Annotated in this window: 10 protein-coding genes; all 10 read left to right on the top strand. The window is 37.7% G+C overall.

Annotated features, from left to right (window positions below; translation table 11 throughout):
• Positions 1 to 478: 478 nt before the first annotated feature.
• The 10 genes from HND50_05060 (at position 479) to HND50_05015 (ending at position 14,272) form a co-directional block, all read left to right on the top strand.
• Positions 479 to 3,508, top strand: a complete 3,030-nt coding sequence (locus HND50_05060; protein ID NOG44576.1) for a TonB-dependent receptor — start codon at positions 479 to 481, stop codon at positions 3,506 to 3,508.
• A gap of 128 nt (positions 3,509 to 3,636) precedes the next feature.
• Entirely contained in the window at positions 3,637 to 5,304 is a 1,668-nt protein-coding gene (locus HND50_05055) for a T9SS type A sorting domain-containing protein (protein NOG44575.1), read from the top strand.
• A 69-nt stretch (positions 5,305 to 5,373) separates the two neighbouring features.
• The gene (locus HND50_05050; GenBank protein NOG44574.1) at positions 5,374 to 6,759 is read left to right on the top strand and encodes a glycoside hydrolase family 28 protein; all 1,386 of its coding nucleotides are present in this window, start codon (positions 5,374 to 5,376) and stop codon (positions 6,757 to 6,759) included.
• Positions 6,743 to 8,077, top strand: a complete 1,335-nt coding sequence (locus HND50_05045) for a pectate lyase (GenBank protein ID NOG44573.1) — start codon at positions 6,743 to 6,745, stop codon at positions 8,075 to 8,077. The genes HND50_05050 and HND50_05045 overlap by 17 nt, the downstream gene beginning before the upstream one ends.
• 49 nt (positions 8,078 to 8,126) lie before the next feature.
• Positions 8,127 to 8,843: a FadR family transcriptional regulator gene (locus tag HND50_05040; GenBank protein ID NOG44572.1), complete on the top strand. Its 717-nt coding sequence runs from the start codon at positions 8,127 to 8,129 to the stop codon at positions 8,841 to 8,843.
• 130 nt (positions 8,844 to 8,973) lie between these two features.
• Entirely contained in the window at positions 8,974 to 9,999 is a 1,026-nt protein-coding gene (locus tag HND50_05035) for a LacI family DNA-binding transcriptional regulator (protein NOG44571.1), read from the top strand.
• 6 nt (positions 10,000 to 10,005) lie between these two features.
• On the top strand, positions 10,006 to 11,418 hold the full coding sequence (gene uxaC, locus HND50_05030) for a glucuronate isomerase (protein ID NOG44570.1): 1,413 nt from the start codon (positions 10,006 to 10,008) through the stop codon (positions 11,416 to 11,418).
• Between the two features lie 33 nt (positions 11,419 to 11,451).
• Positions 11,452 to 12,435, top strand: coding sequence for a TRAP transporter substrate-binding protein (locus tag HND50_05025; protein ID NOG44569.1), 984 nt, complete (start codon positions 11,452 to 11,454; stop codon positions 12,433 to 12,435).
• A 13-nt stretch (positions 12,436 to 12,448) separates the two neighbouring features.
• Positions 12,449 to 12,961, top strand: coding sequence for a TRAP transporter small permease (locus tag HND50_05020; protein ID NOG44568.1), 513 nt, complete (start codon positions 12,449 to 12,451; stop codon positions 12,959 to 12,961).
• A gap of 15 nt (positions 12,962 to 12,976) precedes the next feature.
• Positions 12,977 to 14,272 (top strand): TRAP transporter large permease, encoded by a 1,296-nt coding sequence (locus HND50_05015; protein ID NOG44567.1) that lies wholly within the window; start codon positions 12,977 to 12,979, stop codon positions 14,270 to 14,272.
• Positions 14,273 to 14,287: the final 15 nt, after the last annotated feature.

The following is a 14,287-nucleotide window of genomic DNA, read 5'->3' as shown; positions in this document are numbered from 1 at the left end:
CTAATCGGTGGTTTAGTAAGAGATATGGAAATGAAAATCCAACTATCCACATATTGTGAAAGTCCGGCTTAAAGATGCATGCAAAAAGTTGGGCAACCCACCGGATTCATCTTACATTTTAAGATGAGGTTTTCACCTCACTAATTGTTCATAATTATTATGAATTCTGAGTTTTGCAGAATGGATTCTTCTCTTATAATAGTGCATTAAAAAATATTGGAGGTTAAAATGTGAAAATCATTAATTCACAGTTTTGAAGACAATCGAAAAAACAAATTTAATGTAAATATTTGATATTTAATTAGTTGCGAGAGTTTGATGGATAGGAAAATTACAATGTTAAGTAATGTTATTCACAGTTTTTCACATCAATTATCTTTTATTTTCAGCCAGTCTCCATTATGATTGTATCGTCACGTTGTGGCATGCTCTCCAAACTAAAACATTTCGTATAATCAGTTTTGAGGAATTTAAGATTATGTTGAATTTAAAAAATCTTATGAAAAGTAGTTTACTTGTCTTGGTTTTTTCTGTGGCTGCATTTAGTCAGGGAAGTATAAAAGGAATAATTTCCGATTCGCTTTCCAGTGAACCACTTGCGGGGGCAAATATTTTTATCCATGAAACATCTTATGGGTCAGCAACAGATATAGATGGTTATTACAGAGTTACAAGCATACCTGAAGGCTCTTACATTCTTGAAGTAGCTTACATCGGTTACAAGCCAAAACAAATGGCAATAGAAATTAACGAGGATGAGAACCTTACAATAAATTTTGAGGTTGCTCCGGATGTTATAGAGGGCGAAGTCATTTCTATCACCGCCCAGGCCGAAGGACAGATTGCTGCTATAAATCAACAGATTAATTCCAGTACAATTGTGAATATTGTCTCTGAAGAAAAAATTAAAGAATTACCCGATGCAAATGCTGCAGAAGCTATTGGTCGTTTGCCTGGAGTATCTTTAATACGTGCCGGTGGAGAGGCTAACAAGGTTGTGCTGCGGGGGATGAAAGACAAATTTACCGCAATAACTATAGATGGTGTAAGAGTGCCGGCAACCGATCAGAATGGACGGGGTGTAGATTTAAGCATGATTTCTCAAAGTTCATTGGCAGGGATTGAGTTGGCAAAGGCGGTTACGCCGGATAAAGATGGTGATGCCTTGGCCGGATCCATTGATATGATCTCTAAAAAAGCCCCAAAGATTCGCGAGGTTAGGACAAACTTCAAAGGTAATTACAACGATTTAATGGAATCAACAAGTCAATATGATCTCTCAGTGCACTATGGAGAGCGGTTTTTTGATGATATTTTAGGTGTGCAAATGGCTGGAAACTTAGAAAAGAAAATTAGAAGTAATGAAGAAATCCACCTTGATGATAGATATGAGTCATCGATTCCAGACTATAGAGTTGAAAATTTTGAGGTTGAGTTTACAAATGAAGTTCGCAAGCGGAATGGGTTTAGTGTTTTATTTGATATAAATACGCCGGATGATGGAACCATAAAAATTAACAATGTGTATGGGGCAACAAATAGAAACTATTTATGGCATTTTAGAGATTACCCACTGGATGGCTCTGATGCATCTTATAATTTTCGTCAACGAGTTCAAAATATTAATACAATTAACAGCTCTATTCGTGGTGAAAATCATTTGTTTGGACACGATATAAATTGGGGGTTGTCATTCGCTGAGTCAAAGTCGGAGTTCCCTTTTGATTATCAATTAACGTTTGAAGAGGGTAATCCTCTTACGGAGCTTCCCTCAATATCAAGTAGGGACTACAAAGATATTCCTGATGCATTAATTCCTTTTGCAAGAAATGATTTTGCGACAGCAGATCTGGCCTGGGGAAGTTTCCGAGATCAGGATAATTATGAAAAGGAGCGCACGGCATATTTCAATGTTAAACGAAATTACAATTTGTTAAACAATCTCTCTGGTGAAATTAAAATTGGTGCAAAATATAAAGTTAAAGGCCGTACCAATAAAACAGCAGAGGATTTTACGCCTTATCATTTAGAAGGAAAGTGGAAAACAAATCAGCTGAGATATGTTGATGGCGACACCCTAAATATCCCAAAAGATTATGAAGGTAGTTATTTTGAGGAATGGTACAATGCGGGTGGTGGAAGCAGTATATCTCTGGATCATTTTTTTTCTGATGCAAAAATAAGGGACATTTACGGTTCATATAACCTGTCACCACTTATAATAAAAGAAAGATTAAAACAATGGCACAGGTTAAATAAAAATGGTGTAGATCCAGCTGGTGGAACAAACCCTGAAAAGCTTCAACTGGAAGTATGGGATAACCCACTTTATCGCTCAAGTGATTATGACATTTCTGAACATGTAAGTGCTTTTTATATAATGAATACATTAAAGCTTGGGCAGGATTTAACTTTTATTAGTGGCCTGCGCACTGAGCATGAATATAATGACTATAAAGCATTTTATATGAAAGGTAAAGCAGGAGGTTTTCCACTAGCTGATAGTTTATTGTTTGATACTACTTCAACAGCACAGCAGACTGTATTCCTTCCTAATTTTCATTTAGCCTATAATGCAACCGATTATTTGAAAATCCGTTTGGCCGCATATAAAGCATTAGCCCGGCCCGATTTTAATATGCGTGTTGATAGGTATATCGGTGGAAGAGGCGCTATACTTGGATCCGACTTTGTTGCAGAAGTTGGTAATCCTAGTTTAAAAACTGCTTCAGCTTGGAATTTTGAATTCAATACATCTTTTTATGGTAATAATGTAGGGTTGATGTCAGTATCGGTTTTTTATAAAGAAATCGATAACATGTTTCATATGTTAAATCGTTTTGGAACAAGAGGTGCCAGAGGCGATTCGTTACGCCAGGAGTTTGGTATAGGTTGGGATAAACAATTTGATGACTTTAATGAAACATCATATCTGCTTTCAGTACCATATAATTCCAAAAAGCCAACCAAAGTATGGGGATTAGAGTTTGAACATCAAATCAATTTCCATTTTCTCCCCGGTTACTTAAAAAACATAGTACTGTCATACAACGCTTCCATCGTGCGTTCCGAAACATATGCATTTGCAGCCAAAAAAGACTCTATTTGGGATCCAAATCCTCCAGGGTTTCCTCCCGGTATTGGCGCCTGGGACTTTTTTAATTCATTAGTTGAAAGAAAAAATAAGCTTGAAGGGCAACCAGAATTCTTTGGTAATATTTCTTTAGGGTATGACTTAGGTGGTTTTTCAGGCAGGTTGTCTGTCTTCTATCAAGCTGAGTATAACCAATCGTATTCCGCAAGAAGTTATAGTATACGAAAATCATTTACACGTATTGACCTCGCCTTAAAACAACAGGTTACAGATAATTTTGCGCTATTTCTAAATGTTAACAACCTCACAGATGCTGAAGAAGGTAGTTTTAATTTTAATGAAAACATCAGAAGGTTTAACAGAAGTGAAAGATATGGCGCAACGATTGATTTTGGCATTTTGGGGACATTTTAAATGAATAAAAACAACAAAAATAAGTGCATGCAATTATCACCAATAGAGTAAAAATATTAAGGAGGTGCCTAGACCTAACTAATCGCTAAAGAATAAAAATTTCTAACAATTAATAAGAGGAGATTATTATGCTATATGGTAAAATTAGGAGTGCTGTATTGCTACTGTGTTTAATACCTGTGTTTATGTTTGCACAGGAAGATGTATTAAAGCTTGTGCAGTATGATGGCAATGCCAACACATTTGTAAATGCCCAGATAATAGCGGATACCACGGCTACCGGCGGTTTACTGCCCAACCGTGTATACGAACTGGACAGAGACGGTTTCTATCTTGTAAATGCTACACTAAGGATGGCCCAGCCCGGTGAAACCCTCCGTTTGCGTGCAGCATCAGGCGATGGTCCATTACCGATTATCTATCTTTGGCAAACAGGTGAAGGAGACAACCCGGAACGCCCGCCAGGATATTTTATCCGCGCGCAAGGCGGCAATCTTGAATTGACCGAAATTGCTGTTGCAGGCTATTATGAGCCGATTGCAGCAAACTTAGATAATATTCAGGGCGGCTTGTTTAGAAATGATTTAGCCGGTTCGTCATTCTTTTTCGATGGTTGTATATTTTCAAATATCAATGGTCAGATCCTTCGAACAAACCAGAACACAATTACAGTAAGTGTAACAAATTGTATTTTTTCCAACCTTGGTTCTTTAACTACCTCAAATTTAGGCGCAGGGAAAGGCCTGGACTTACGTGATAAAGAATGTGTTAATTTGATAGTAGAAAACAACACATTTGTAAATTATCAGGACAGGGTAATCCGCCATTATAACTTTGGTGACCCAACCGCCGGAACCGGTTTAATCCACTCCGGACGTATTAATCATAATACAATCATAAACGGTATGGGCTATCACGGATTGTTTTCATTGGGTAGCGTTGGTGCCGAAATGACCATTACCAATAATTTATTTGTTGATGGGTTTGGTTTGGGAGAAGATTCAACAGATGCATCGCGTGCAGCCGAATGGGCCAACACAGGTGAAGTATATGAAAATGGCAACAATAAGATCAGCTGGATTTTTAGCTCCCCAAATGATGTAACCAGTTGGGATATCAGCAATAACTATTTTGCGATTAGCGCAGCCGGCCAGACATTTTTAGATGATTTCAGTTTTGGTCCTGCCGCCCAGCTTTCAGACCACATTAGTGGCAAATTAGGTTCAGGTGCAGCTACGGCCTTCACCAAGATAGACATGGACCTTGTAGAAATACCTGCAATGATGACCGATTTTATGCGCTGGTATGAAGATCCAAATGGTGGAAACAAATCCAAAGACACAGATAACTATAACAGTGCAACGGATGATATGGACCGCCGGGTAATTACATATTACCGCGATACTTTGGATGCATCTTATTCTACATCATCTGCGGCCTATACCGGTGGCAGTGATGGTTTGCCAGTTGGAGATCTTAACTGGTTTGGTTTGGTTACTGCAATCGATGAGGACATTTCCGATAAACGGCCGATTCATTTTACATTGGGTCAAAATTATCCAAATCCATTTAACCCATCTACTAAAATTACATTTTCAGTAACAAAAAATGAAAGGGTCGTTTTAGAGGTTTTCAATATAGTAGGACAGAAAGTCGCTACTTTGATTAATAAAAAATTAGGTTCCGGGCAGTATACAGCTAGCTGGAATGCTACTAATTATAGCTCAGGGCTCTATTTTTACAGGTTAACACAAGGCCCAATATCATCAACTAAAAAGATGATTTTAGTTAAGTAATTAATAATAAAATCACAAAAACGAGGGTAGCAAAACTATCCTCGTTTTTTATACTTAAAAGATTATAAAATGAAATATTGCTATTTACTTCCATTATCATTGCTCTTATTCTCAATTTATGGCTGTTCAATTAAACAAAAAGAAAAATCCGGTTGGGACAAAGTACCTGAAATATTGAGCACTATATCTATTCCACAGTTTCCAGGCCGAGATTATGATATTACAGATTATGGTGCTGTTGGTGATGGAAAAACTTTTTCTACAGAGGCAATTAAACGCGCAATTGATGAGTGCAGTAAATCTGGTGGAGGACGTGTTATTGTGCCTGAGGGAGTTTTTTTTACGGGTGCAATTCATTTACAAAGCAACGTAAATTTATATGTTTCAAAAAATGCAAGGATTCTGTTTTCTACAAATCCAAAGGATTTTCTGCCAGTTGTTTTAACCCGGTTTGAAGGTGTAGAATGCTATAATTATTCACCGTTTATTTATGCTTATGATCAGGAAAATGTTGCGATCACAGGCGCTGGAATAATTGATGGTAACGCATCTGTTGAAAACTGGTGGATCTGGAAAGGTAAGGAAGAATATGGCTGGGATAGTAGCAAAGTAAGTGGAAAAACCGATGAACAATTAATTTACAAAATATCACAGGAAAGCTCAGAAATTAGTGACCGTGTTTTTGGAGACGGACATTTTCTCCGTCCAAATATGATTCAATTTTATAAGTGTAAAAATATTCTAATTGACAGTGTAAAAATAGAACGATCTCCAATGTGGGTAATCCACCCGGTCCTCAGCGAAAATATAACTATTCAAAACATAACAGTTGATAGTCACGGCCCAAATAATGACGGTTGTAATCCTGAATCATCAAAAAATATTTTAATACGAAACTGCTTTTTCACGACGGGCGATGATTGTATAGCAATTAAATCCGGAAGAAATGCCGATGGCAGGAGAGTCAACGTACCTTCAGAAAATATAATTGTTCAAAATTGTAATATGAAAGATGGGCATGGCGGTGTTGTTATAGGCAGTGAAATGTCGGGAAGTGTCCGAAATATATTTATCGAAGACTGTACAATGGATAGTCCAAATTTAGAACGTGCTCTGCGAATAAAAACCAATTCACTGCGAGGTGGTATTGTTGAAAACATTTATATGCGAAACTGCTCAATTGGTGAAGTTAGTGACGCAGTGATAAAAGTAAACTTTCAATATGGTGAGGGTGATGTTGGAGATTTTACACCAGTGGCAAAAAACATTTTTGTTGATAACATATCCAGCCAAAAGAGCAAGTATGCCATCTTTATTGATGGTTATGAGCGATCTCCGGTAAATAATCTAAATATTAAAAATAGCAGTTTTAACGGGGTCGAAAAGCAAAATTTTTTAAATCACTTTATTAACCTAACCTTAACAGAAGTTTCAATTAATGGTGAGACCCAGTAAATACTTATTTTTCTGTATTTCATTTCTTATTGCTTCAACAAGTTCGTTATCCCAACAATTGGCCTTTCCAACTGCAGAAGGGTTTGGCAAGTTTACCTCGGGAGGACGTAGCGGCGAAGTTGCTATAGTTACAAATCTAAGCGATAATGGGCCTGGCAGTTTACGAGAGGCAATAGATTTAGAAAAACCAAGAACTATTGTTTTTCAAGTATCAGGTACGATTATCCTGGAATCCCCACTAATCATTAAAAATAACGATTTAACAATTGCCGGCCAAACAGCACCCGGTGATGGTATTTGCTTGCGTGGTTTTCCAACAATAATTAATGCTGACAATATTATAATACGTTATATTCGATTTCGTCTGGGCGATGAAAACCGAGTCCCGGAAGATGCTTTAATGGCGATGAATCAAAAAAATATAATAATCGATCATTGCTCAATGAGTTGGGGAGTGGATGAAGTTGGAACCTTTTATGATAATGAAAAACTTACTGTTCAATGGTGTATAATTAGCGAGAGCTTAAATCGATCATTCCACCCAAAAGGTGACCATGGGTATGGCGGGATTTGGGGTGGAATTGGCGCCTCTTTTCATCATAATATTTTAGCACATCATGCTAGCAGAACACCGCGTTTTCATGGTAGCCGCTACCATAAAAAACCGGAAATTGAGTTAGTTGACTTTAGGAACAACGTAATCTATAACTGGGGTTTTAACGGCGCTTATGGGGGAGAATCCGGCAATCATAATATAGTTGCCAATTACTATAAAGCTGGTCCTGCAACTAAAAATAAAAACCAGATAATTGAACCCTGGGACGCATTTGGTAAATGGTATGTTGCGGATAATTTTGTTTATGGAAATCCGATTATATCAAAAGATAACTGGTTGGGCGGAGTTAGGGGGAAATATGTTGACAGTGTTATGGTTAATAGCCCTTTCCTTGTTGAAATTATCAAAACACAAAACACAGAAGAGGCATTTGCAGCTGTACTGGAAAATGCCGGGGCAACTTTTCCAAAACGTGACTCTGTGGACAAACGGATTATTGATGAAATAAAAAATGGCACGGCAACATACTCTGGAATTTTTGGGCCGGGTATTATCGATTCTCAGAAAGATGTGGGTGGTTGGCCAAAACTAAAATCTATCCCGCCTCCGAAAGATACTGATAAAGATGGTATTCCGGATATCTGGGAGATTGAAAATGGCTTAGATGTCTCTGTTAATGATGCGAACCTGGATAGCAACAAGGATGGATATACAAATATTGAAAACTATATAAATAGCATTTCTCATCGTTCAAACAGATAGTAACACTAAATTTCCAAAGTTGAAGGTCTCTTAAAGGAATCATTGATTTATGTTTACTAAAATTGGAAACCCACTTAGCCTTAGCAAGCAAATTGCACGAGATATTGAAAAATCCATTTTAGAAAAAAAGTTCATACCTGGTCAAAAGTTACCTACTGAAATGGAATTATGTGATATGTTCGACGTAAGTAGGACTGCGCTTAGAGAAGCGATAAAAATGTTGTCTTCGCGTGGTTTAATAACAGTAAAAAAGGGCAGTGGGATTTTTGTAGAGGATTATTCTGCCACGAATGTTACAAAACCGATGCAATTATTTTTAGAGCTTAATTTAGATAAGGAATACCTGAAACACATTATTGAGGTTCGCAAACTTTTGGAGCCTCAAATAGTAAGATTAGCTGCAGTTAAAAAAAACGATCGTGATATTGCGGAGATGGAAAAGATTCTTCAAGATCTTAATGATTGTCCAAAGGATAATTTTGAGAAAGAAGGTATGCTTGATCGCAACTTTCATCTTGCGCTTGCAAAAGCAGCCGGGAATCCGATGGTACCGATGATACTTGAACCAATTTTCCAGCTAATGCCTAAAATAAAAATGTTAATATATTCAAAAGTGGAAAACGCCAAAAAAGCTGCAGAATTATACCATGAAAAGATTTTTGTTTGTATCAAAAAGGGTGATGCAGATGGGGCTGCTCAGGCAATGAAAGAACATTTAAGAATAGCTGAACAGCATTCCACAGAAATTGAAGAAGAATTATGGTAGAGTGTTGCAGCAATTCTTCAAGTTGGTTGGATGGACCTTGTTAATTTAATGTTGTTAACAGTTTTTAACTTGCAAAATTAGGTGAATTTTGCTATCATCAACTTAAACGATAACTTTATCGGTTAAGGAAATGAAACAAAAGCCTCAAATCACACTTACAGACATCGCTAAAAAATTAAACATTTCTAAGGTGGCTGTATCCAAAGCGCTGCGTGATCACTCCGACATAAGCATTAAAACCAAAACACGTGTTAAGAAGATGGCTGTCGAATTAGGCTATGTCCCAAACTACATTGCCCGAAATCTTTCAGCAAAAAAATCAAATACAATTGGCCTGGTTGTTCCCAAGATTGCACACCATTTTTTTGCTGAAGCCATAGAGGCAATTTATGAAACCGCGTATCAAAATAATTATGAAATAATTATGACTGTCTCTCAGGAAAATACGGAGCATGAACAAAAGCATATTGAAACTTTGCTTGCAATGCGGGTGGACGGATTGCTTGTTTCAACTACAGAACAAACTGATGATAGTTTTGTCTTCGAAAAGGTTCGACAGCAAGGTGTTCCAATGGTCTTTTTTGATCGTGTAATTAACGGAATTGGTTTTAATTGTATCACGACAGAAGACAGAAAAGGATCATACAAGGCACTTAAATATTTAATTAAATCAGGATATACAAAAATAGCTCATTTGGCCGGTTATCAATCAACCAATATTGGTCTGAACCGTGCTATAGGTTTTAAAGATGCCATGAAAGAATCAGGACTGAGTGTAAAAAGTAACTGGTTTATTGAAGGTGGGATTGCGGAAATTGACGGCTACGAGGGTTTTAAGAGGATGTATGAAACAGGTTCTTTACCGGAAGTAGTTTTTACAGTTACTTTTCCGGTTGCGTTGGGAGTACTTCAGGCAGCGAAAGAAAAAAAATTATCGATTCCAGGTGATTTGGATTTATTGTGTTTTGGCGGTAGCGGATATAATAGTTTCCTGCAGCCATCCATTAGTTATATAAAACAACCAATTCGGGAGATTGGATCGACGGCAACCAATTTGGTTATTGAACAAATTCAGAGTCCAAAAGAATCAGTTCGTCGAAATATAAAATTGCCAACAGAATTGGTGATCTGTGATACTTGTAAAGAAAAGGATTAGTTGACTATGAGTAAATTTGATATTCACCCGGATCGGTTCTTTGATCCCAACCCAAAAGTACGAAAAATAGCCCGTGAGTTATATAATAATATTAAAGATCTGCCAATAATAAGTCCCCATGGCCACGTTAACCCAAAGATTCTTGCGGACAATCAATCTTTTCCTGATCCAACTGAGCTTATCCTAATCCCCGATCATTATATTTTTCGGATGCTTTATTCTCAGGGAATTCCTTTGGAAAAATTAGGCGTTCCAACGGTTGATTGTAGCGAAGTGGAAACAGACCACAGAAAAATTTGGCAATTATTTTCAGAAAATTTTCATTTATTCGCCGGGACTCCTACAGGAGTTTGGTTAGCACATGAATTTGTGGAAGTGTTTGGGATTGAAGAACGGCCAGACTCCAATAATGCAATGAAAATTTATGATAAGATCAATGAGAAATTAAAATCGGCCGAGTTTAAACCGCGCACACTTTTTGAACAATTTAATATTGAAGTATTAAGCACAACCGATGGCGCTGCAGACAGTTTGGAACACCATCAAAAAATTAAAAACTCAGGTTGGACAGGAAGAGTCGTACCGGCATTCCGTCCGGATGCTGTTGTAAATATTTTAGCGGACGACTGGAAATTTGAAATTGAAAAATTAGGGAAAGCAACAGATATAGAAATTAAATCGTTTAAAAAGTTCATATCGGCCCTTGAGAATCGCAGGGCCTTTTTTAAAGAAATGGGCGCTACTTCTACCGACCAGGGTGTACTTTCACCTTATACAAATAAACTTAGCAGCTTAGAATCTGAGGCGATCTTCCAACGTGCTTTAAAAGGGCAGGCAGATAAAAATGACGCACACTTATTTACAGCAAATATGTTGATGGAAATGGCCAGGATGAGTGTTGATGATGGCCTGGTTATGCAAATACATGCCGGATCATTCCGAAACCATAATCAAATAATATTTGATAGATTTGGTCTCGACAAAGGCGCAGATATTCCGATTCAAACAGAATACACACGTAACCTACAGACACTTCTTAAAGCTTATGGTAACAATCCTGCATTTAAATTGATTGTTTTTACCCTCGATGAAACTGTTTATTCCAGGGAGCTTGCCCCACTTGCCGGTCATTATCCGGCGATGAAACTTGGTCCTGCATGGTGGTTTCATGACAGCATTGAAGGGATGACACGCTACAGGCATATGGTAACAGAAACGGCGGGATTTTATAATACAGTTGGATTTAATGATGATACGCGTGCTTTTCTTTCAATACCGGCACGGCATGACGTAAGCCGACGGGTTGATTCAAATTTTCTGGCAGACCAGGTTGCCAGACATATTATTGATATGGATCAGGCAACGATTTTAAGTAAAGCCCTGGCTTATGACCTGGCAAAAGAGGCATATAAATTATAACAATTTGTTGATGAGGTTTTATTAAGGGCTATTATGAAAATACTTCTTAAAACGAAAATAACACTATTAATTGTACTTGCTGGAATTACTATTTCTTGTAAAAATGAAAGCAGTACTACTGTCATAAAACTGGCTCATGTTTTAGATACCAGCCACCCAGTTCATAATGGGATGGTTTATATGGCTAAGAAGATCGCAGAAAAATCTGGTGGAAAAATGCGCGTTGATATTTATCCGGGTGGCCAATTGGGTGGAGAGCGTGATCTGATTGAATTGTTGCAGATTGGAAGTTTGGCGATGACCAAAGTATCTACCGCGCCAATGGAGGGATTTGTTCCAGAAATGAAGATATTTGGTGTACCATATATCTTTCGCAACGATGAACATAAATGGAATGTTTTAAATGGAGAAATTGGTAAAAACTTATTGCTTTCCGGCGAGCCTTACTACTTGAGAGGTATGTGTTACTATGATGCAGGCAGCCGCAGTTTTTATACAAAAGAAAAACCGGTTAATAAACCTGATGATCTTGCCGGGTTGAAAATCCGCGTAATGAAAAGTATTACAGCAATGCAAATGGTTAAATCACTCGGAGGGTCAGCTACTCCAATTCCCTGGGGCGAGTTATACACTTCCTTGCAGCAAGGAGTTGTTGATGGCGCGGAAAATAATCCCCCCAGTTTTTATCTATCAAAGCATTATGAAGTGTGCAAATATTATAGTCTGGATGAACACACGGCTGTTCCGGATATTTTAATTATGAGTACAGTTGTTTGGAATAGCTTAAGTGAGCAGGAGCAGATCTGGTTACAAGAGGCCGTGGATGAGTCTGTAGAATTTCAAAAAACATTATGGAAAAAAGCAAGTGACGAAGCGCTGGCAGCAGTACAAGAGGCCGGTGTTCAGGTAATTTACCCGGACAAAACGCCGTTTCAGGGAGCCGTTAAAGAAATGCACGAATCGTATAAAGGTACATCAATTTATACGCTTATTAAACAGATAAATGAAATCAAATAAATAGGTAAGAAGTATGCAAAAGCTTACAAAGACAATAACAAAAACTTTGGAGATTTTTTTGATATCTCTGATGGCACTGATTGTTATTGATGTTTCATGGCAAATATTTACGCGGTTTATATTAAAAGATCCAAGTTCATACACAGAGGAACTTGCCGGGTTTCTATTGATTTGGATAGGATTGTTGGGGGCATCGTATGCTCTATATACCCGTGCCCATCTTGGGATTGATATTTTGACAACACAACTTAAGGGTACCAAAAGAAAAGGCGCGGAGATATTGATCTATTCCATTGTATCGCTTTTTGCATTGTTTGTATTGGTTGTTGGTGGATTAAGATTAGTTGACCTGACTTTTACACTAAATCAAATCTCTCCGGCAATGGGAATACCGATGGGTTATGTTTACCTGGTATTACCTCTAACAGGGATTTTAATGATCTATTATTCGGTCGTTTTTATAATTGATGCCTGGCGAAAACAACCGGGAGAGTTTTCAACTCAGCAAACTAATGTAATTGATTAAATAGGAACGATATAAATGGATATTTCAGTTTTTGTATTAATCATAAGTTTTGTCATTTTACTGGCCCTTAATGTGCCAATTGCAATAAGTATTGGTATTTCTACAATCCTGACAATGATATTTACAATTGCTCCTGGGCCGGCAATAACTACTGTTGCACAACAAATGGCAACAGGTATAAACAGCTTTGCATTATTGGCGATTCCATTTTTTATTCTTTCGGGATTATTGATGGGACGCGGAGGAATTGCTCGGCGGCTGATTGACTTTGCGAAAGTTGTTGTTGGTACTTTTCCGGGTGGTTTGGCCTATGTAAATATTGTGGCTTGTATGTTTTTTGGCGCGATTTCCGGATCGGCGGTAGCAGCCACATCGGCTATTGGTGGATTTATGATCCCATCCATGAATAAAGAGGGATATGATAAGAATTTTAATACAGCATTAACTGTAACAGCTTCAACAACCGGGCTGCTAATTCCACCGAGTAATATTTTAATAGTTTATTCCCTGGCCAGCGGGGGTGTTTCCATTGCGGCGCTTTTTATAGCAGGATATCTTCCGGGGATTTTGGTAGGAATGGGTTTGATAGCTGTAGCTGCTTTTACTGCAGTAATAAAAGGTTATCCAAAAGGGGAGCGTTATAGTTTTATTTATGCCGGGAAAAAATTACTCGATGCAGTGCCAAGTTTGTTGTTGATTTACATTGTTATCGGCGGGATTATCGCAGGTGTTTTTACAGCAACTGAGGCAAGTGCGGTTGCGGTAATTTACTCACTTATTCTGGCTGTAGTGGTTTATCGCGAAGTAAAAATAAAAGACCTACCGGGCATTCTTCTAAAAACCGTAGAAACAACAGCAATAGTAATGTTACTTATCGGAACATCAAAAGCAATGTCCTGGATTTTATCCTATGAAAATATTCCCCAAAATATAACAGCAGCTTTAGTGGGTATGACGGACAGTACAATTGTTATTTTATTGATTATCAATGTGCTGCTATTAATTGTTGGTACTTTTATGGATATGACGCCAGCAGTATTAATTTTTACGCCCATCTTTTTGCCAGTTGTTGTTGAGCTGGGAATTGAGCCTCTTCATTTTGGCATTATGATGGTGTTAAACTTAAGCATTGGATTGTGTACTCCACCGGTTGGGAGTGTGCTTTTTGTGGGCTGTGGAATAGGGCAGACATCGATTTCAAAGCTTGTACGGCCATTATTGCCATTCTATATCGCTATGATTATTGCTCTAATGCTGGTTACTTATATACCTGAATTAAGTCTGTGGCTACCATCATTGTTTGGTTATTAGAATTAAAATAAAAAA

The sequence above is a fragment of the Calditrichota bacterium genome (assembly GCA_013112635.1).
In the GTDB taxonomy this organism is placed as follows: domain Bacteria; phylum Calditrichota; class Calditrichia; order Calditrichales; family J004; genus JABFGF01.
The sequence above is the reverse complement of the archived record's forward strand: the minus strand, read 5'-3'. Positions and strand labels throughout refer to the sequence as shown.